20 protein-coding genes and 1 pseudogene are annotated in these 19829 nt (G+C 44.5%); 14 read left to right on the top strand and 7 right to left on the bottom strand.

Going from position 1 to position 19829, the window contains the following annotated elements; translation table 11 throughout:
- Positions 1-10: 10 nt before the first annotated feature.
- Positions 11-1168 carry an LL-diaminopimelate aminotransferase gene (locus tag C9889_RS09045; protein ID WP_129598958.1) on the bottom strand — a complete coding sequence of 386 codons (1158 nt, stop codon included), beginning with the start codon at positions 1166-1168 and terminating at the stop codon, positions 11-13.
- Between the two features lie 106 nt (positions 1169-1274).
- The gene (gene budA / locus C9889_RS09040; protein WP_164999326.1) at positions 1275-2072 is read right to left on the bottom strand and encodes an acetolactate decarboxylase; all 798 of its coding nucleotides are present in this window, start codon (positions 2070-2072) and stop codon (positions 1275-1277) included.
- 295 nt (positions 2073-2367) lie between these two features.
- Between budA and C9889_RS09035 the strand changes: the two genes are divergently transcribed.
- The 6 genes from C9889_RS09035 (at position 2368) to gatD (ending at position 10511) form a co-directional block, all read left to right on the top strand.
- Positions 2368-3192 carry a metal ABC transporter solute-binding protein, Zn/Mn family gene (locus tag C9889_RS09035; RefSeq protein WP_129598952.1) on the top strand — a complete coding sequence of 275 codons (825 nt, stop codon included), beginning with the start codon at positions 2368-2370 and terminating at the stop codon, positions 3190-3192.
- Between the two features lie 13 nt (positions 3193-3205).
- Positions 3206-3943 (top strand): metal ABC transporter ATP-binding protein, encoded by a 738-nt coding sequence (locus tag C9889_RS09030; protein WP_225420053.1) that lies wholly within the window; start codon positions 3206-3208, stop codon positions 3941-3943.
- A gap of 11 nt (positions 3944-3954) precedes the next feature.
- Entirely contained in the window at positions 3955-4815 is an 861-nt protein-coding gene (locus tag C9889_RS09025) for a metal ABC transporter permease (protein WP_129598946.1), read from the top strand.
- 21 nt (positions 4816-4836) lie between these two features.
- Positions 4837-7632 carry a PAS domain S-box protein gene (locus C9889_RS09020; protein ID WP_225420052.1) on the top strand — a complete coding sequence of 932 codons (2796 nt, stop codon included), beginning with the start codon at positions 4837-4839 and terminating at the stop codon, positions 7630-7632.
- Between the two features lie 128 nt (positions 7633-7760).
- Positions 7761-9239, top strand: a complete 1479-nt coding sequence (argH, locus tag C9889_RS09015; RefSeq protein ID WP_129598940.1) for an argininosuccinate lyase — start codon at positions 7761-7763, stop codon at positions 9237-9239.
- Between the two features lie 27 nt (positions 9240-9266).
- Positions 9267-10511: a Glu-tRNA(Gln) amidotransferase subunit GatD gene (gene gatD / locus C9889_RS09010; protein ID WP_129598936.1), complete on the top strand. Its 1245-nt coding sequence runs from the start codon at positions 9267-9269 to the stop codon at positions 10509-10511.
- Between the two features lie 200 nt (positions 10512-10711).
- Here gatD and C9889_RS09005 read toward each other — a convergent pair whose 3' ends face one another.
- The 5 genes from C9889_RS09005 to C9889_RS08980 all read right to left on the bottom strand — a co-directional run bounded on the left by C9889_RS09005 (position 10712) and on the right by C9889_RS08980 (position 14461).
- Entirely contained in the window at positions 10712-11119 is a 408-nt protein-coding gene (locus C9889_RS09005; RefSeq protein WP_129598933.1) for a type IV pilin, read from the bottom strand.
- A 14-nt stretch (positions 11120-11133) separates the two neighbouring features.
- Positions 11134-11334 (bottom strand): DUF5371 family protein, encoded by a 201-nt coding sequence (locus C9889_RS09000; protein ID WP_123136011.1) that lies wholly within the window; start codon positions 11332-11334, stop codon positions 11134-11136.
- A gap of 434 nt (positions 11335-11768) precedes the next feature.
- A complete protein-coding gene (locus C9889_RS08990) occupies positions 11769-12926 on the bottom strand; it encodes a formate--phosphoribosylaminoimidazolecarboxamide ligase family protein (RefSeq protein WP_129598930.1) in 1158 nt (385 codons plus the stop codon).
- A gap of 67 nt (positions 12927-12993) precedes the next feature.
- Positions 12994-13608: a stage II sporulation protein M gene (locus tag C9889_RS08985; protein ID WP_129598927.1), complete on the bottom strand. Its 615-nt coding sequence runs from the start codon at positions 13606-13608 to the stop codon at positions 12994-12996.
- A 1-nt stretch (position 13609) separates the two neighbouring features.
- Positions 13610-14461, bottom strand: a complete 852-nt coding sequence (locus tag C9889_RS08980; protein ID WP_129598924.1) for a DUF63 family protein — start codon at positions 14459-14461, stop codon at positions 13610-13612.
- A 151-nt stretch (positions 14462-14612) separates the two neighbouring features.
- Here C9889_RS08980 and C9889_RS08975 point away from each other — a divergent pair.
- The 8 genes and pseudogenes from C9889_RS08975 to cfbD all read left to right on the top strand — a co-directional run bounded on the left by C9889_RS08975 (position 14613) and on the right by cfbD (position 19828).
- Positions 14613-15646, top strand: a pseudogene (locus C9889_RS08975) (NAD(P)-dependent glycerol-1-phosphate dehydrogenase).
- A gap of 25 nt (positions 15647-15671) precedes the next feature.
- Positions 15672-16115: a UPF0179 family protein gene (locus C9889_RS08970; protein ID WP_129598921.1), complete on the top strand. Its 444-nt coding sequence runs from the start codon at positions 15672-15674 to the stop codon at positions 16113-16115.
- Between the two features lie 40 nt (positions 16116-16155).
- Entirely contained in the window at positions 16156-16782 is a 627-nt protein-coding gene (locus C9889_RS08965; protein ID WP_129598918.1) for a DUF2150 family protein, read from the top strand.
- Between the two features lie 174 nt (positions 16783-16956).
- Positions 16957-17352 carry a sirohydrochlorin nickelochelatase gene (cfbA, locus tag C9889_RS08960; RefSeq protein ID WP_129598915.1) on the top strand — a complete coding sequence of 132 codons (396 nt, stop codon included), beginning with the start codon at positions 16957-16959 and terminating at the stop codon, positions 17350-17352.
- An 18-nt stretch (positions 17353-17370) separates the two neighbouring features.
- Positions 17371-17808, top strand: coding sequence for a hypothetical protein (locus C9889_RS08955; RefSeq protein ID WP_129598912.1), 438 nt, complete (start codon positions 17371-17373; stop codon positions 17806-17808).
- Between the two features lie 26 nt (positions 17809-17834).
- Complete coding sequence (locus C9889_RS08950; RefSeq protein WP_129598910.1) at positions 17835-18308, top strand: hypothetical protein; 474 nt, start codon at positions 17835-17837, stop codon at positions 18306-18308.
- A gap of 26 nt (positions 18309-18334) precedes the next feature.
- Positions 18335-18703 carry a hypothetical protein gene (locus tag C9889_RS08945; RefSeq protein ID WP_129598908.1) on the top strand — a complete coding sequence of 123 codons (369 nt, stop codon included), beginning with the start codon at positions 18335-18337 and terminating at the stop codon, positions 18701-18703.
- A 15-nt stretch (positions 18704-18718) separates the two neighbouring features.
- On the top strand, positions 18719-19828 hold the full coding sequence (cfbD, locus tag C9889_RS08940) for a Ni-sirohydrochlorin a,c-diamide reductive cyclase catalytic subunit (protein ID WP_129598905.1): 1110 nt from the start codon (positions 18719-18721) through the stop codon (positions 19826-19828).
- Position 19829: the final 1 nt, after the last annotated feature.

The following is a 19829-nucleotide window of genomic DNA, read 5'->3' as shown; positions in this document are numbered from 1 at the left end:
AAGGAAAGGATTATAAATCCAGTTTTTCCATTCTTCCTACGGCTTCTTCTATACGTTCAACAGTCTGGGTAAGAGCAAACCTGATATAACCTTCACCATAGTCGCCAAAACCTACACCCGGAGTCGCGACAATTCCCGCTTCTTCAAGCAAGAGGGAAGAAAAGTCAATTGAACTGTATTTTTCGGGAACGCAGGCCCATACGTAGAAGGTGGCCTTTGGCGGATTCACATCAAGCCCCATCGCGTCAAGACCTTTCAAAAGGGCGTCACGTCTTTGCTTGTATACATTATTCATATCTGTGACACACTGCTGAGAACTGTCCAGTGCAGTAATTCCTGCCTTCTGGACCGCCTCGAATGCACCGGAGTCTATATTGGACTTGACCTTGCCAAAGCCGGTGATAATATCCTTGTTACCCACGGCAAAGGCAATCCTCCAGCCTGTCATATTGTAAGTCTTGGAAAGGGAATAGAATTCAACACCAACGTCCATCGCACCATCAACACTCAGGAAACTGGGAGCCTCATAGCCATCATAAACCATATCGGAATAAGCATTATCATGGACTATCACAACATCATTTTCCCGGGCAAAATCCACAACCTCTTCAAAGAACTTGAGGCTTGCAGTGGCTGAAGTCGGATTGTTGGGGTAATTCATGAACATGAGTTTGGTTTTCTCAAGTACATCCTTTGGAATCGAATCCAGATCCGGAAGGAAATCATTTTCCTCAAGCAGAGGCATAATATGAGGTACACCACCTGCAAATTGAGTGCCTATCTTGTACACCGGGTATGCGGGATCAGGCACAAGGGCTACATCTCCGGGATTGAGGAAAGCAAGGGGGATGTGTGCTACACCTTCCTTGGAGCCAATCATTGTGAGGGCTTCTGTGGCCGGATCGATATCAATTCCCTTTGTCTCCTTACACCAGCGGGCTGCTGCCTCCCTGAAAGCCGGCATGCCAGAATAGGATGGGTACCTGTGGGTTGATGGATCGCGGACTGCCTCGCACATGGAATCGACGATATGCTGATGAGTAGGTTGATCAGGATCACCCACACCAAGGTCTATTACATCCACGCCTTTTTCTTTGACCTTGGCTTTGGCTTCATCTATCGTTGCAAACAAATACGGTGGTAGTGCATTTATTCTGTCTGAGTACATTGCTTCACCTGAATTACAATCAAAAATTTCGATATATCAGTATCAGTAGTCATATTGTAATGAAGCTATTTAAGAATCATGGGTGGTAAAAAAGAAAAAAGGTCACTTATTGCTCAATGGCTTCAAGGACATCTTTATTCCCGGGTGATGCATCAGAGAACGACGATGATTCAGGAATTGACAGGGTGAAATCGTATGTATAATCCAGTTCAACAGTGCCAGAGGTCAGATTACATGCAAGCACATGGCCTCCGATTGTTCGGTTTGCATCTATGAAGTGGAAATGATAACCCGGCACATTGATATTCTCAATATAATAAGGAAGCAAGAACCCCACCATAGTACCATTTATGCTTTCATGATGATACACAGCTTCCTCTTCTGCTACCACATCAAGTAGAGGCCGATAGGGCTTACTCTGGGCAGGTACACTTCGTATACTTATGTTTTCAAATGTTCCCTCTATTTTCAATGCATACATGAGATTGGGGCCGGGAACAGTTTCTTTAATGATGGATTGGAGAGACGCATAATCTGCACCAGACCCAATTATAATGATATCATCTGCTTCAAAAAAAGTCACTGCAGCAAAGGGAGTGGTAGTCGTATCATTTACCTGATAAATATGTCCATCTGATTTTGCCTGGTAAACTTCACCGTCCATAACAATCATTTCACCATTCAGTCGGTCAAATGTACCTAATCCAACATCACCCTGTTCTTTGAGATCGCAAACCTGCATAGTTCCATCATAGGAACCGGCAATTAAAGAGTCAATTGTAGATGTCTGGAAAAGAACATCATTATTGGAAACATAGGTTTCATCCGTTGTTGCGGTGCAGCCTGATAAAGCAAGAAATAGCAGAATGCTCAACAGGGCAATACGCCAGACATTATTAACCATGGTGAAGTGTATAACGATAGATGTATAAATATTCTTTTTGTGTTGGAATTGTATTGTAGTCATTTTCCCAACAGTGGAAGTATAAACGTTGCGGTGCATCCATAACAATTTAGAAATAGATTTTTTGATTAGTACCAAAATGCCGAAGAATTTAAACACTAAAACACATTATGTAATAAGAAATTAGAATTATTTATAAATAAACCATGTTATAGGGGTGAAATGATATGAAAAATATCTTTAGAAAATCCTGTTTTTGGTTATATACCAAAATGTATTTTTGCTTATATTAATAATGGCCATAGTTGCTACTTCAGGTTGTATGGAGGAAAACAGTTCAGACAAGCCGGAGAAAATAACAGTTATTGTAAGCATACTCCCCCAGGCTGAATTTGTGGAAAAGGTCGGTGGAGAACATGTTGAAACAATTGTGATGATTCCCCCAGGTGGAAGTCCTGCAACCTATGAACCAACTTCAAGTCAGCTGAAAGAACTCAGCAAAGCGGAAATATACGTAAAAGTTGGTTCCGGATTACCTTTTGAAAAAGTGTGGCTGGAAAAAATAAAGGACATAAATGAAGATATGTTACTTGTGAATTCTTCCAAGGGAATTGATCTGAGGCCAATGGGAGAAGGAATGGACCCTCATGTATGGAATGATCCCAATAATGCAATTATAATGGTCGATAATATATACAAAGCCCTGACAGAGGTTGATCCGTCAAACGAAGAAACATATACACAAAACCGGGATTCCTACACCGAGGAACTTAAATCACTTGACAGGGAAATCCAGGAAACACTTGAAAACAAGGCAGGGAATAGTTTCATGGTCTATCATCCTGCATGGGGATACTTTGCAGAAAGGTACGACCTTAATATGGTACCCATCGAAACCGAAGGAAAGGAAGCAAGTGCCAGACAGCTCAGCGAGATCATAACTTTTGCAAAGCAGGAAAACATAACTGTTATCTTTGTGCAGGCCCAATTCAGTACACAGAGTGCAGAAGCCGTTGCAGAAGAAATTGACGGCAAAGTTGTAAAAGTGGACCCACTTGCACGCAATTATACAGACAATATGTATAAAGTATCCGAGGCATTCCGTGAAGGACTTAAATAACCACCAATATGCAGTGGAAATTAAAGATGTGTGGTCGTATTACCACGATGTGCCTGCCCTCAAAGAGGTTAACCTTGACTTGCAGGAAAGAACTTTTCTGGGAATCATTGGACCTAACGGCGGGGGAAAAAGTACTTTATTAAAAGTAATTCTGGGCCTGATAGAACCAGACAGAGGCGATGTGCGTATATTCGGTAAAAAACCGAAGGAGGCAAGGAAGATTGTAGGTTATGTTCCCCAGCACAGTGCATCAAGACTGGATTTTCCGATCAATGTATGGGATGTTGTTATGATGGGACGCATTGGAAAGACATCCCTTTTCAGGAAGTACAATCCCAATGACAGGAAAGTGGTGAAGGAATCCCTAGAAAAGGTCAAAATGTATGAATACAGGGATCGTCATATTGCCGAACTTTCTGGCGGGCAGAGACAAAGGGTTTTCATAGCCCGGGCGCTCGCATCGGAGCCAAAATTGTTACTTCTCGATGAACCTGTGGCAGGAATAGATACAACTATGCAAAAGGAGTTCTACGAAATGCTTGAAGAACTCAAATCCCATATAACAATCATTATGGCCACCCACGATATAAGTGCGGTCTCGATATATGTTGATAAAGTGGCTTGCCTGAACCAGAAACTTTACTATCACGGTAGTAAAGAATTGAAACCCGAAGACCTTGAAGAAGCCTATGGGTGTCCCGTAGAAATGATAGCACATGGTGTACCCCACAGGGTATTGAAAGCCCATTAAGGAGATTGAACATGCTGGATATCTTACAATACACATTCATGCAAAATGCTATCGTTGCGGGCTTGATGGCCAGCATAGCATGTGGGATTATCGGGGTATATGTGGTTGTCAGGAAAATCGTTTTTATAAGCGGTGGGATTGCACATGCCTCTTTTGGCGGTATTGGCCTGGGTTATTACCTGGGAATGAATCCACTTTTCAGTGTCCTGCCTTTCAGCCTGCTTTCTGCACTGGTAATAGGCCTTGCCAACAGACGTACCAATATAGCCGAAGATACCGTAATCGGAATACTATGGTCTGTAGGAATGGCACTGGGAGTCTTATTCATAGGCCTTACACCAGGATATGCACCGGATCTTATGACCTACCTTTTTGGTAATATACTGACAGTCCCTATAAATGATATCTATTTGATGCTAGTAATTGATATCCTGATCATTGCAAGTGTCTATCTGCTTTACAAAGAATTCATGGCCATAAGTTTTGATGAAGAATTTGCACAGGTTTCAGGACTGCCGGTTGAAAAGCTGAGTCTGTACATGCTTTGCCTGATAGCCCTTACCATAATAGTCATGATCAGAGTTGTAGGATTGATCCTTGTTATCGCCCTGTTAACAATACCGGCGTCATTGAGCCGTGAATTTACAGATAAACTTGACAGGATGATGATGCTTGCTGTTATATTCGGCACGGTATTTACCTTTATAGGCCTGTTTTTATCCTACTACTTAAACATACCTTCCGGAGCCACTATAATACTAACAATGGCAGCCGGTTATATGCTGCATTCCCATTCAAGGGAAAAAATAAAAAAACCGCATAAGATTAATGATAAAATATTAATTGAATCAGTCAGATATCAAATATTGTAATCTTCTTATGGGGATATGACAATGGGTATTACAATGGAAAATCTTCTAGAAAGAATACTTGACACTATTTGCAAAGGCACATGGGCCGTTGACAAGGACGAAGTTTTCATCTATTTTGACAAGGGAATGGAAGAAATCACCGGTATCAAAAGCAAAGAAGTGGTAGGCAAAAAACTAGAACAATATACGTCTGCCTCCCGCCACAGCGTTGGTGATGAAGCCCATTTCAGGGAAATGTTCCTGAGGGTCAGAGATTCCCTCAAACCCATACCCTACAAAACCATGCCAATCGTTACAAAGGGCGGCAACTTAAGTTTCCAGACAGGCAGATTGATTCCTTTACTCGACCAGAAAGGAAATTATGACGGGATGATCTGTACTGTAGAAAGCGTTAGCGAGCAGAAGATAAGCCAGAAAACCTTACGTAAAAGACTCCGTTCGGACAGGAAACTCGAAGAAATCTATAAAAACAGTCCTGTCGTGGCTTTCCTGTGGACCGCAGAAAAAGACTGGCCCGTGGAATTCGTATCCGGAAACATTTCCCAGTTTGGGTATACGCCCGAAGATTTCACTTCCGGCAAACTTATCTATGGAGACATAATCTACCCCGAGGACCTTGACATGGTACGCAGCGAGGTCAGCGAGCATGAAATTGAAGGCAAGATCTTTTTTTCCAAGGAATACCGCATACTCACCAAATCCGGAGAAATACGCTGGGTGATCGAGCGGTCTTTTATAGGAAGAGATGAAGTTGGAGAACCTTCGTACTACCAGGGCATCATAATTGATATTACAGACCGTAAATTGGCCGAAGAGGCTATGCGAGAATCTGAAAAGAAATACAGATTGATCTTTGAGAATTCTCCCCTGGGAATATTCCATTTCGATGAAAATGGTGTGATAACCCACTGCAATGAGAATATAATGCATATTCTCGAGGTGACCAGAGACCAAATAATCGGTTTCAACATGCTTAAAGATTTAAAAGACAAAAAGATGTATGACGCCGTAAAAGCAGTATTCCAGAGACGCTCCGGCCATTATGAAGGAAAGTATCATTCCACCACAGGCAAAAAGGCAACACCCATAAAAGCAGACTACAGCCCCTACATATCAGAAGATGGCGAGTTGTTGGGAGGGGTCGGGATTGTTGAAGATATCAGTGACCGCATGAAGGCAGAAGAAGCTCTTCACCTGGATGAATCGCGCCTGGAAACCCTTGTAAAACTTAACCAGATGACAGAGGCTTCCCTGGAAGAACTCATCGATTTTGCAAGAGCTGAAGGAGTGCGACTTACAGAAAGCAAGATTGGCTATCTCGCATTTGTGGATGAAGATACAGATACCATTCAATTGAAATCCTGGTCCGATACCCCAATGAATCGTTGTAAAATTAAGGACAAGAAGGTAGAATACAAGATCGAAGATGTGGGACTCTGGGGAGAAAGTATACGACAAAGACGACCATTTATAAATAATGATTACAAAAAACCACATCCCAGGAAGGGCGGATACCCAAAGGAACATGTGGAACTGATTCGCCATATGGATGTACCAATTTTTGAGCGAGGGAAGATTGTAGCCCTTGCCGGGGTGGGGAATAAGATTGAAAATTATGACAGTTCTGATGTAAGACAGCTTACCCTCCTCATGCAGGGAATGTGGAGAATTGTACAGCGCCGCAAAACTGAAAAGGAACTTGAAAAATCAGAAGATAAGTTCCGCACAATTTTTGCCAGTACCAATGATGCAATCTTTGTGCATGACCTTAAAGGCAACATCATGGAAGTTAATAAGGCGGCCTGTGAAACCACGGGTTACAGCAGGGATGAATTGCTCCGCATGAAGACAAAGAACATAAACACTGGCCTTTCTATGGAAGAGATACCCCAAAGGATCAAAGAGGTCAAAGAAAAAGGGCATGCCATCTTTGAGGCAACATACAGACGCAAGGATGACACTACAATTCCTGTAGAAATCAGTGCCCGTATGATAGAATACAATGATAAACCTACAATACTGGTTGTGGCCCGTGATATTACCGAACGTAAAAGGGCCGAAGAAGAACTCAGGAAATATGCACAAGACCTGTCAAAGGCAAATGAGGAATTGAAGTCGCTGGATAAAATGAAAGATGAGTTTCTTTCCAATGTGAGTCATGAATTGAAAACACCCCTCACATCGATCATAGGTTATACAGAACTTCTAAATGACGGCAGCCTCGGAGAACTTGGAGAAGAACAGAAACATGCAGAAGAAACCGTGATGCGTAATACAAAAAGGCTGCAGAGACTCGTGGATTCACTGCTATATCTCAGTCGCACACAGGCAGGCACTGTTCAGTATGATTTTGAAACCTTGAATATATCCGAACTGACAGATCAGATTATAGAGGACCTGCAGATCCAGACAGAAGAGAAAAATCTGGAAATGATTAAGAAAATCGAACCGGACCTTCCTCAAATAAAAGGAGACCGGGACAAACTTACCGATATGTTTACCAATATAATAGATAATTCTATCAAATTCACTCCAAAGGGCGGTTCAATTACTATCTTTGCAAACAAAGAAGATGAATACATACATATCAATATCAAAGATACGGGAATTGGCATACCGAAAGATATGATAGACAATTTATTCCAGAGATTTTATCAGATAGATTCTTCCCAGAAACGTAAATACGGTGGTACCGGACTTGGCCTCTATATCTCCAAAACCATAGTAGAGGCACACGATGGAGAAATCTGGATGGAAAGTGAAGGTAAAGGAAAGGGAACAGAAGTGCATATTAAACTTCCTGTAGCCGAAAAATAAAGAATTACATTAATCAAAACAGCTACTTTTATTTGATAAGACCTTGAATAAAAGGGCAGTCAGAAAGTCCCGCTAAATCACTTTTCGTGAGTGCAGGCCCTTTAAATTTGTTCATTTGAGGAATAATCATGAGTGATATTTTACGAAGAGGACGCCTTGATTCTCTCCCTGACGAAGAAATAATGCGTTATACTTCATCAATGGAAGACGATAAATGGATATTTGATTCTGATGTCCTGGTGGATTTTGCCCACACGGCCATGCTGAAAGAGCAGGGAATCATCCCCGCAGATGATTGTGCCAAAATCCTGGACGGATTGAAACGCATCCGTGAAGAGGGAATTGATTCCCTTGATCATAGTTACGAAGATATACATATATCCCTGGAAGCCAGGCTTATTGATATGGCAGGAGAAGACGTAGGTGGAAGGATGCATTCCGGTCGCTCCCGCAATGATGAAGTGGCCACCTGTATCCGCCTGAGACTGCGCAAAGAAGTACTGGAACTGGCAGAAGAGATGTTGCAGCTTGTTAACACTATGGCAAAAATTGCATCTGAGAACCATGATACCATCATGCCGGGATATACACACCTGCAGCATGCCCAACCTACCACACTGGCCCACCACATCATGGGCCACGCTGAAAGCCTGGGAAGAGATGTGGAAAGGATACTTGGATGTCTTGACAGGATCAACCGCTGTCCCCTCGGAGCTGCGGCTTTTGCTTCCACGGGTTTTCCGATTGACAGGAGCAGGACTGCAGAGTTGCTCGGGTTTGAAGAAGTAATGCAAAATTCCATGGATGCAGTCAGTGGCCGGGATTTCCTGCTGGAAACGGCTTCTGTACTTGCAAACATTATGATCGAGATGAGCAGGATATCAGAGGAACTGGTCCTGTGGTCTTCTACAGAATTCGGTTTTATTGAATTATCCGACCAGTACGCATCCACCTCATCAATAATGCCACAGAAAAAGAATCCTGATACTGCAGAGCTTGTGAGAGGCAAAAGCGGGATTGCTGTGGGAAGCCTGATGTCATTACTAACTGTCTGCAAATCCCTGCCGATGAGTTATAACAGGGATATGCAGGATGCCAGTCCCCATATCTGGAAATCCGTGGAAAACACACGTGCCTCGGTGAGGATCATGGCAGGCATGCTGGATAGTATGAAAGTTAATAAGAATAACATGAAAGTGCAGGCTTCAACCGGATTTACTACAGCCACCGAACTTGCCGACACCCTGGTCAGGGAATGCGGGGTACCTTTCAGGACCGCACACCAGATTGTGGGGGTCCTGGCAAAAGAAGATGTCGAACCAACCCTGGAAGATATAGAAGCGGTGGGGCAAACGGTCCTCGGGGAAAGCCTGACAGAAAAGGGATTGAATGAGGATATGGTAAAACAGGCTCTGGACCCTATGCTCAACATACAGAAGAGAAAGGTCACTGGAGGACCTGCACCAGAAGCCATGAAAGCCTCAATCGACAACTTTGGTATTAAAACGGGAATGTGGACTGAAGAGGTTGAAAGGATCAGGAATCATACCACAGATTCCCACGAAAAGCTGATGCAGATTGTCGAAGATTACATACAGCAAAAATAAGATGATAAATTCGTTGCAGGGATAATTATGGATTACAAGGAAGGAGACAGGATAAGGGTCGAGAAGGGCGGAACTGCCTATGAGGGGGTTGTAATGCCCAGTGTCACCGGCCATATTGTACTGAAGATGGTCAGTGGATACAATGTAGGAATAGAGCCGGATGGTGCACAGATCACATTCCTGGAGCCTAAAAAGGATATACAAAAGCCAGAAAAACAGGGCAAGGTTACCAAAAATAAAGGGCTTAAAAATGTGGTTTTTATTTCCACAGGAGGCACCATTGCCAGTAAGATCGACTACCGTAGCGGTGCTGTGAGCTCACAGTGCTCTGCAGATGATATTGTCCGCACTATCCCTGAACTTGATGATATTGCCAATATAAGAGGACGGGTTGTTGCGAATATCCTGTCCGAGAATATGACGCCACAGATCTGGACAGAACTTGCCCGGGCCGTATATGAAGAAATTGACAACGGAGCAGACGGCATAGTGATTGCCCATGGTACCGATACGATGATGTATTCCGCAGCAGCCCTGGCGTTCATGCTTGACACACCGGTGCCTGTTGTTTTTGTAGGTTCCCAGCGCAGTGCAGACAGGCCAAGCAGTGACAATGTGATGAATGCGATCTGTGCAACAAAGGTTGCTGTCAGTGATATTGCGCAAGTTTGTACGGTCATGCATGAGAGCAGTTCCGATGATCGCTGCGGCATCCATTACGCTACCAGAGTCAGGAAAATGCACACCTCACGCAGGGATGCTTTCCAGTCCATCAATTCCCGCCCGATTGGTTTTGTGGATTATGCCACAGGCGAAATAACCACAGAATCAGAATACACCACACGCGCAGAGACAGAACTGGCTCTGAGGGATAAGATCGAGCCCGAATGTGCTATTGTCAAGTTCACACCCGGCGCAAGACCCGAAATCCTGGGCAATTATATCGATGCAGGATATAAGGGCATTGTGATCGAAGGAACCGGCCTGGGTCATGTGTCCACCGACTGGGTCCCTGAGATCAAGCGTGCAACACAAGCAAACATACCGATAGTGATCGCCTCCCAGTGCCTGCACGGACGTGTCTGTGACCGTGTCTATGATACCGGCACGGACATGCTCAAAGCCGGAGCAATCGAGGCCGAGGACATGTTACCGGAAGTTGCCCTTGTAAAACTTATGTGTGTACTGGGCCAGACATCCGACCTGTCAGAAGTGCGAAAATTGATGCAGGAAAAAAGGGCTAACGAGATTTCGTATTGCAGTCTTGAGTGAAAGGCAGGTTGCCGCCTTCCATAGCGGTCTTATTCTCAGTTCCTGGAACCCGGCGATTGGGTTTCCAGATACATTTATTTTCAATCAAGAGGCCGTTTTGCAGAACATGGCTTCCCCTAATCCATAGCATACGCAAAACAGGGTTGTTTGGAAAAAGAGAAAAAGTGGTGCCGCAGGTGCTGCGGCGGTAGGTGTTAGGTTTAGATGTCTGCAGTGAATTGTGCAATCATCTGGTTGGCTTCAGAATCAATAAGTTTGATACTGTCCCCATCTGTGAGAGTTATGTTCCCACTATCATAAATTTCCTTTTCTTCACCGACTTCAATGGTTGTTTTATTCCAAAGAGCGGTAGATTCACTGCCACCTACTGTCAATTTAGTGTCATTTTGAAGATCGATAGAATCTCCACCCTGATGTACAAGAGTGAAACCAGTCGCATTAACATCTGTTGCTTTGATACTTGCCTGTGGTGCGGATTCTGGACTGCCAAGTCCGAATACGAACGATGCTATAACCGCTGCGAGGATGACAGTAATGGCGACCATCAGAATGACACCGATGACCGGGGATACTGCATCATCTTTTCTTTTTAAATCGAATATCTTCATTTGAACTCTCCTTCTCAGTCTTTCTTATTCTTTTTCTGTACGACCTTCTCTAACTTGCGAGTCCACATTTCATCATCCATGTCGGTATACTCACACTCGAGGTAATGTTGCACTGCGATACTGAGGGCGTCCTTTGTGGAAGATTCATTGCTTTTCTTCTTCAAAGCCTCAAGTTGTTCGTCAGTCAGTACAGTTTGAGCATGTACAATTTTCATTTATTACACTCCCAATATATAAATTGTGAGTACAGGTTCAGGTGCCTTCTCATGATAATAATAATGAGACTATGGCATAAGAGTCTTGCTAGCGAAAAAAAAAGCGAGAGGCGCACAAAAGTATAAATAAAATGATATTGCGGCAAATTAGCCGCATTATCCTGTCAATTGAACTACTCCACGCTTACGCATGGAGATTCCTACGAGTTGTTATGTCATTCATTGGATGTATTTGGGATACATCAAATGTCAATAACCCTGTTTGTCGTAGATAATGAGCAAAATGCTCATAGCCTGTCCAGGTGGCATAATTGGATAGGGTTATATAAATGTTAATATAACTATAAATAACTTATGCAATTATATTATTATAACACGGCTTTCATCCCCTACCTTACGGAAGGGGACTTCTCGCCTGTCAACTAAGTTTCAGATCAGGTTACTATCTTATCCAGCTGTTCTGTTTCGATGGCTCTTCTGACCTCGTAAGCTACCCTGCGTCCAGTGCTCATGGGTTTTCTCCACAGGGTATTGGCATAGGGATGGCCCACGGACATGTGCACATTGGTACCTCCGCCAACCCGGGGTGCCACATCATAGATGTAGAAGTTCAGGTCCTTGTCCACACAGGTCTGCAGGCAGAACGGACCGATAACACCGGGATCATAGTATTCCCTGGAAGCATCCACATACATTTCCGCCAGTTCGAACACCTTCTCCAGCAGGGATTCCCTCAGGGTTGCAGTATTGTGCCCGCAAACCGTATACTCGGGTGTCAACTGGTGCTCTGCCAGGGCCATCTGCTGGGGAGCGGGCAGCCTCACATGGCCGTCCAAACTCGTCTCGAACCTCCAGTCAATGCCCAGCAACTCGATAGGGTTCATTTCCTCTTCCAGAGGGGAATAGAACAGGTCAAAATTGAACACCGGCCCGATAACATAGCGCTCGATCCGTGCCTCCGCAAGCGCCTCCCGGGTGATGACTCCCTGCTTGATCAGGGATTCGGATTTTTCAAGATATTCCTCATAACTTGAAGCCGTAAAGAATCCGCGCTCCAGCTTTTTCACAGCATGGGGCAGTTTGACAATACAGAGTGCATCGATATCCTGTGGATCATCGATCTTCTCCGGGAAAGGCATTCCCGCTTTTTCCAGCAGCCAGTAATAATCCTTTTCCAGTCCCCTTTCCTCGCTGCGCAACATATTCCTGCTACCCACAAGCGGAACTGCAAAATCATTCTCTATCTCATCGATTCCACAGTAGGAAGTAAAAGAGCGGTTGGGGATGAAAAGCACATCATTGTCCACAAGGCTTTTCTGGTTTTTCTCAAGCAGGACCTCATCGAAACTATCATAGTTCACATAATCATCGACCACGCCACGTACAACATTGTCATTCTGATCCCTCTGGGCACGGAAATAATCCGTATAGGTCTTTTCACGTCCCTTCTTGCATATGGCATGAGTGTGGAAACCCTCCTCCACAGCCCCATCAAAAACGTCAAGAGCCGAGTGGGAAGCTACTGTACCTATCCGGATATTGTCTGTATTATAATCATTAACTATATCGATGATCTCTTTCCTGTCAATCATGGGAAAATCCTCGTGAATCTTTCTGCAACATAATAAGAATCTGGAATAAAAGATTTGTTGTAAGCCCTCAGACAAGGGCAATGAACAGGGGTGTAACGAATGTCTCGATCACTGATGCCACCAGCAAGAGAGGGGCTACAAAACGCAGGAAAACAGCCACACCTGCTGTTATTTCCTGTTTTACCGATACTGTCTGGCCCCGCAGCTTGGCAAGAGTGGTCAATCCTATACGTACTCCGATAGCAACCGAGATAAATATCATCGCCAGCTCGATCAAACCATGGGGAATTATCGCCAGTAAAACAAATAAAAGGCCCTCCTCGGCACCGGCCACATGGGCCACTGCACCCAGCACATAACCGTTATAGGCCAGGAACAAAAGCGGAATGACACCTAGACTCACACCCAGCAGGATAACCGCCAGGCTTTTCAGGGCATTGTTCAGGAAAATAAAGAGCATTATCTGCAGGGGAGAAAGTTCCTTGATGATATCCACCAGACTTTGCAACTCCTGCAGGGACACCTCAGCTGAGGCAGGATTCATGGAAGTATAAATGTAACCCGCCACCGCCGAGATGAAAAATACAGCAACGGACAGGACAAAAAGGCCTTTCAGTGAAATAAAGTATCTCTGCAGGTCTTCAGCAACCAGAGAGCCGGGGAAAATATTATTGCGTTTCATTTCAGATACCCAGTGCCATCCTCAGTGTGTTTCTCGTAGCAGGAGACAATCCCAGTACAATAATAACCATCTTTACGAAAGTTCTTAAAGATATTGATTCCTCGCTATCGTTAAACTGGGTATCCAGCACATAGATCACCGGGATGAAGATCGCAAGTTTGAGAGGATACATCACAAGTGCCGTGCCTGTCAGATCGATCAGGTAGGAAGGCACAACATGTTTTTCGTAATATCCCAGCATATCAATACCGATAAACGTGGAAGATGCATCCATCAAATGAACCCAGAGAATTGTGAAATTGAGCCTGTCTGTAATCAGGCCGATTCCCTGCCAGCGTGCCAGGCCGTAAATGGAAAAAGCAACCAATGTCCCTATCACCAGAATCAGGATAAGTGCATCCGGTCTTACAATATCCTCAAAATAGAGCAGGGCGTACAGGTTGGATAAAAACCACAATCCTCCCGCAGCGGCAAATGTCTTTTCCCAGTCGCCTACAACACCAAGGTCATAGAGTTTTTTGGATACTACCAGACAGGCAAGTGTCACAACAAAAACCACAAAGTAGATGTTGGGGGTAATAAAGAGATATTTCAGGGGAGCACTGAATACATTGGCATCCTCAAGCACCCTGAGGGACGAACCTGCCAGGATAAAGGGAATTATGGAATAAATAAAACGTTCATCAACTTCAACTTTCATCCGGTCAAGCAACTTTATAACACCAAAAACACATGCACCAAGTATCAGGGCCCATGTTAGTGTATTAACCGGGTTGTAACCACTATCATAGATAATGGGTTCAATATAATACTTATTTACAAATTGCAAAATCTTATCAGTAAACGTATTCATCTATATATCACAATCCGAAAAATCCCGTTGAGGCTATAATACAGAAGAGTCCGGCGGAAAACACAATTATAGAAGAGATAGATATAATATAAGTGTTTTCACAAATAAGAGCAGGGTAATTCAATTGAACGAACTCAAGAGCAACAAATGGATGCAACTGCCCCGGGACGTTCTGGTCGGCAGCGACATGTTAGGGAAGGTGGCCGATGTATGCAGCGACCTTCAACTCGGCCGCAATGCACTGATCGTAACGGGCCAGAAAACCCGGGATATCGCAGGCATGAAGGTCGCAGAGGAACTTGAAGAGACCGGCAGGAGTGTCCATATCCATGTCTCGGCCAGTGCTTCCATGGAAGAAGTGGAAAATGTCATGGAAATTGCCAGAGAAATGGATACAGATTTCCTGCTGGGAGTTGGCAGCGGCAAATCCATAGATGTAGCCAAACTGGCTGCTACCAGACACAATGTACCTTTCCTGAGCATACCCACAGCAGCTTCCCATGATGGCATCGTCTCGTCCAGGGCTTCCATAACACATAACGGAGAAACAACCTCCATTCAGGCAAGTGCACCCATGGCAGTAATCGCCGACACCGAAGTCATCGCAAAAGCCCCATTCAGGTTACTTGCAGCAGGCTGCGGGGATATTATCTCAAATTGTACGGCAGTACTTGACTGGCAACTGGCACACAGATTGCAGAATGTTACATTCAGTGAATACTCTGCAGCTTTAGCCAGCATGACCGCAAACATTCTCATAGAATCTGCAGACTCCATTAAGCCTGACCTTGAAAGTTCGGTCCGCATCGTTGTCAAAGCCCTTGTATCAAGTGGGGTTGCCATGAGTATCGCCGGTTCATCCCGGCCCGCTTCGGGCTCGGAGCACATGTTCAGCATGCATTAAACCGCATAGCTCCAAATCCTGCACTGCATGGAGAACAATGTGGTATCGGGACGATCCTGATGATGTACCTGCATGGCGGGGACTGGAAGGCAATAAGGGATGCCCTCAGGCTAATTGGTGCCCCCACAACCGCCCATGAATTGGGCATCGAAGATAAATATATATTACAAGCGCTTGTTGAGTCTCATAAAATTAGGCCGGAAAGGTACACAATACTCGGGACCGGGATAACACCTGACGCAGCCGAGGTGGTGGCAAGGACCACCGGAGTAATTTCATGATTATTGGTCATTACAGGTGATGCTTATGGATGAAGAAGATACCATGATTACACTCATCGGAACTCAACTTGCCCGGGAAGGGGAAGAGTTCATATTTGAAGGGGAAGCTCCTGAATGCGAAAAATGCAAACTCAGGAATACATGCATGAATCTGGAAAAGGGACGCAAGTATGTAGTCCGGAAAATAAGGACAAATACCCTGCACGAATGTTTTGTTCATGAACAAGGAGCATACGTAGTTGATGTGGCAAAAGCTCCGATCGTTGCTGCCATTGATTCACGCAACGCTGTCCAGGGTTCCACTATCAGCTATAAGGAACCAAAATGTGACACAGATGACCAGGAATTATACGACCTGTTCCACCCTGCAGGAATAAAAAATGGTGATAAATGTACAGTTGCAGAAGTCATGGGAAATATTGAAAGTGACCAATGCAGCGGATACAAGAAAGTCAAACTTAAGTTTTGAAAAGGAAATCCCGATATAATTTATAATGCGAGGGGCTAGAATGCCAGAAACTAGTGATAAACAGATATTTCATGAATTTTATACGGAAAAGCGATGGAACAACTGGCTTCAAAAAGTTGGAGAAAGCAATTTCAAACTTGAAGAATCCGGGGATACTCCCGAGAAGGATAGCGCTATTTTTGTGAACATGCAGGATGATGTAATCCTGGCATGCCTGAAGGCCATAGCTACCTTCCAGCGTAGAGAAAATTCTGTAGAAGAAACCCTTGATATCCTCTCCAGTATCGAAGAAATCGTTCTGAAAAAGGTAGATTCCATATCCGAAGACACCGATATGATGATCGAATCGCTGCAGAATTCTTTACTGGCAACGTTTGTCTCCTTCGAATGTTACCTGAACGGGGATTATGACCGGGAATCAGAAATATCCGACCTCATAAAAGGTGCAGTCGAAGCCGAACAGGATGAAGATTTCGAGGCCGCCCTGGGATATGTTGCAAGGATAGGTGCCCTTGTACTGGATGGCAAGGAACTTCCGGGTAAAGAAATGGAAGATATGCCCTATGGCATTGTTGCCGAATGGATGGACGGAATTGATTCCATAGAAGCCGCAATGGTAGGTACTGACAGTTACAAGGAAGACGATGGCGAATACGAAGTTGTCTGAAATCCACCCTTTTTGATCCCCTCCACCCTTATTTTTAATAAAAGTTCACCCTGCAAAATCGATCCGAATTATTTTTATGTAATCACTCATTCATAGGGAGTAACACAAACACCCCACTAAAGTAAGACTGGTGTTTTTACTTGTATCTTACACTGACAAAAAGAGGTATTCCACATGAGTGAAAAAATAGGAATTCTAGCAATCGGGCATGGAAGCAGATTACCTTACAACAAAGAAGTAGTGACAAACATCGCCAACACCATCGCAGAAAAACATCCTGAATATGTAATCCGTACAGGTTTCATGGAAAACTGCGGCCCCTCCGTGCAAGAAGCCATGAATGAATTCGAGGGAACCGGCGTCACCAGGATTGCAGCAGTACCGGTATTTCTGGCATCCGGCGTACATATCACCGAAGACATTCCTGAGATTCTCAAACTCGATCCCAAAACAAATGAAGGAAAATTTGAGGTCGATGGCAATGAAGTTCCCGTTGTCTACGGAAAACCCCTCGGTAACCACGAAATGCTTGCAGACCTTGTCTTTGAAAGGGCAAAGGAAGTTATCTAAAATCATTTCTGAGACCACATGACAGCAGGGCAGAGACATTTCATAGTGCTTGACCTGAATCACGGTGGCCTGTTGATAAGCAATAAACTTGCAGGCCACGGATACAGAGTAACCGCAGTGGATGTTTACGGCACGCTTCCCAAGGAAGCATTCTCTGACCTGCCTGCTGAAGTAGAGGTGGTTAGCAAGCCACCTCTGCCGGATAAAAACACTATTATAATCACACCTGTCCATCTGGACCCCAACTATCCTGTTCTTGCAAAAGCCAGATCGCAGGGAAATACCATCTATTCCCATCATTACATCACCGGCCAGATACTGCATGAGAAAGGCATCTTCAGTCAAACAAAAGTAATCGAGATCACCGGGGTTAAAGCCAAGACCAGTACTGCAACCCTTCTGGCCAGGATACTTTCCTTTAAAGAAAAGTCATATTACATACAACCCGGGGCATAGAATACCTATCAGGAAACAAACATATCATGCTCCATAAAGGTCTCAGTATAACTCCCGCCAGTATACTTGAAGTTATTAATATTGTCAAAGAGCAGGAAATTGATCCATCAGTTTATGTGCTGGAAGAATCCCTGGGCACAACTGGCACGGGAGAAATGGGCATACTCACAACCCTCACCCCTGACTACAGGATCGCTTCAGACAGCAAATGGGCAAGTGAAGCCAAATGGCAGATAATGAACCATCCTGTTGTTATAATGAATCATCAGGACACCAGCCTCATAGAAGATAACACAAAAACTGAGATCATAACATTTGCTAGCGGCAATCAAAATGCCGATCTTATCAGCGGATATCCGGAGAAACTATCAGTATCTTATCTGATGGGAAAACCATCGACTGCAAACTCCAACCAGGTTACAATCCTGAAGAATATTCAATTGCTTTTGCCGCCAGCGCATGTGCCGGCCTGTGGGCAGGAGCAAACCCGCACGACATAAAGAGAACCTTTGAAGGATTTAGTGGTTTGGAAGGAAGAATGCGGCGGGTGGAGTTTCAACAAAGGAGACTCATTGATAACTCCAGTTCCGGATTGGATATTGATTCTGCAAGATCGGCCATTGAAATGGGACTGGATAAATCTGCAAAGAACGTGCTGATTATCGGAGAACATGCCGCACAGGTATGCGAAGGCTTTGCTCCGGAAAACGTCCAAATATTGCTTTCAGAATACAAACAGTTCCTTGACCATGTGATTCTGATAGGCAAACGCATGGAAAATTTAAGTTCACAGAATATCATTCACATGAAAAATCTGCAGGAAGGCCTGGAATGTGCCCTTTCGTTAACCGACAGCGGCGACACCATTATATCCTGCGTAAAATGTTTCAGGTAAAAAAGAGGAGAAAAAATGCAGCAGAAGAACCTTTCCATCATGCATCCCCGCCCGAGTTCCATAGTCGCGGCGCTGTACACTTTGAGAGACCTTAATGTAGAAGTCGCAATCCTCCACGGGCCACCGGGTTGTTCTTTCAAGCACGCAAGGTTGCTGGAAGAGGACGGGATCCGGGTTGTGACCACTGCCCTGGATGAAAACGGTTTCGTGTTCGGGGGACATGACCGACTTGTGGATATGTTACAGAAAGTCGAAGAAAGGTTCAGCCCGAAACGCATCGGTGTTGTCGGGACATGTGTGAGCATGATAATCGGCGAGGAACTCCATGAAGCGGTTATGGAAGCAAATCTGGATGCCCCTGTGATCGAAGTAGAGGTCCATGCCGGCTACAATGATAACACAAAAGGAGTATTGTTTGCCCTGGAATCCGCCCTTGATGTTGGAATAATAGACAGGCAGGAATTTGAAAGACAGCAACATCTTCTCAGTGAAGCCACAAATGTCGAAAAAAAATACGGAGCCGCCAGCAAGGAGTACCTTGAACCTTCCCGCGGTGATGTAAAATATACTGTGGCAAAAAGAGTCATAGAAATGCTCAAAGCAGGCAAGAAAGGAATCTGCATCCTCAATGCCAAAAAAGAAACCGCCTACATGTTTGCGGATATAACGGTGGCCCTGCAGGAAGTAGCCAAAAAACTCGGTGTTGAGGACAACATTGTCAATTTCGCAAATCTTGATACCGGACTTGGGTTACCCCGGGTACGCCAGCATGCAGAACATATTCTTGCAGATATGCATGATAACGTAAAAATAGATGAAATTATAGGTGGACTGGATGAATATCCCATTGCAGGCCAGCAGGTCAGGCAACTTATAGAATCAAATTACAGAGATTTCGATTTTGCCGTAATCGCCGGTGTACCCCATGCAATACCGATGGAAGCACTTGAAGGCATGGAACTTATTTCAATCACAAATGGCCCCCGGCAGGTTCATCCCCTGAAAGATATGGGCCACGAGCATGTGCTTGTGGAGATAGACCTCCATCCAAAAACACTGGGCGTGACAAATATCGTGGAATCTGAATTCGGAGCTACCTTGAGACAGCTTGCCCGGGAGGAGTAAA

The sequence above is a fragment of the Methanohalophilus profundi genome (genome assembly GCF_004137855.1).
Taxonomy (GTDB): domain Archaea; phylum Halobacteriota; class Methanosarcinia; order Methanosarcinales; family Methanosarcinaceae; genus Methanohalophilus; species Methanohalophilus profundi.
This window is presented reverse-complemented; position numbering and strand designations above follow the sequence as displayed.

What these genes read in the sequence shown, in the direction of transcription:
- C9889_RS09045 (WP_129598958.1), bottom strand. Translation starts at nt 1,168, where the DNA reads ATGTACTCAGACAGAATAAATGCACTACCACCGTATTTGTTTGCAACG.
- budA (WP_164999326.1), bottom strand. Translation starts at nt 2,072, where the DNA reads ATGGTTAATAATGTCTGGCGTATTGCCCTGTTGAGCATTCTGCTATTT.
- C9889_RS09035 (WP_129598952.1), top strand. Translation starts at nt 2,368, where the DNA reads ATGGCCATAGTTGCTACTTCAGGTTGTATGGAGGAAAACAGTTCAGAC.
- C9889_RS09025 (WP_129598946.1), top strand. Translation starts at nt 3,955, where the DNA reads ATGCTGGATATCTTACAATACACATTCATGCAAAATGCTATCGTTGCG.
- C9889_RS09020 (WP_225420052.1), top strand. Translation starts at nt 4,837, where the DNA reads ATGGGTATTACAATGGAAAATCTTCTAGAAAGAATACTTGACACTATT.
- argH (WP_129598940.1), top strand. Translation starts at nt 7,761, where the DNA reads ATGAGTGATATTTTACGAAGAGGACGCCTTGATTCTCTCCCTGACGAA.
- gatD (WP_129598936.1), top strand. Translation starts at nt 9,267, where the DNA reads ATGGATTACAAGGAAGGAGACAGGATAAGGGTCGAGAAGGGCGGAACT.
- C9889_RS09005 (WP_129598933.1), bottom strand. Translation starts at nt 11,119, where the DNA reads ATGAAGATATTCGATTTAAAAAGAAAAGATGATGCAGTATCCCCGGTC.
- C9889_RS09000 (WP_123136011.1), bottom strand. Translation starts at nt 11,334, where the DNA reads ATGAAAATTGTACATGCTCAAACTGTACTGACTGACGAACAACTTGAG.
- C9889_RS08990 (WP_129598930.1), bottom strand. Translation starts at nt 12,926, where the DNA reads ATGATTGACAGGAAAGAGATCATCGATATAGTTAATGATTATAATACA.
- C9889_RS08985 (WP_129598927.1), bottom strand. Translation starts at nt 13,608, where the DNA reads ATGAAACGCAATAATATTTTCCCCGGCTCTCTGGTTGCTGAAGACCTG.
- C9889_RS08980 (WP_129598924.1), bottom strand. Translation starts at nt 14,461, where the DNA reads ATGAATACGTTTACTGATAAGATTTTGCAATTTGTAAATAAGTATTAT.
- C9889_RS08970 (WP_129598921.1), top strand. Translation starts at nt 15,672, where the DNA reads ATGGATGAAGAAGATACCATGATTACACTCATCGGAACTCAACTTGCC.
- C9889_RS08965 (WP_129598918.1), top strand. Translation starts at nt 16,156, where the DNA reads ATGCCAGAAACTAGTGATAAACAGATATTTCATGAATTTTATACGGAA.
- cfbA (WP_129598915.1), top strand. Translation starts at nt 16,957, where the DNA reads ATGAGTGAAAAAATAGGAATTCTAGCAATCGGGCATGGAAGCAGATTA.
- C9889_RS08955 (WP_129598912.1), top strand. Translation starts at nt 17,371, where the DNA reads ATGACAGCAGGGCAGAGACATTTCATAGTGCTTGACCTGAATCACGGT.
- C9889_RS08950 (WP_129598910.1), top strand. Translation starts at nt 17,835, where the DNA reads ATGCTCCATAAAGGTCTCAGTATAACTCCCGCCAGTATACTTGAAGTT.
- cfbD (WP_129598905.1), top strand. Translation starts at nt 18,719, where the DNA reads ATGCAGCAGAAGAACCTTTCCATCATGCATCCCCGCCCGAGTTCCATA.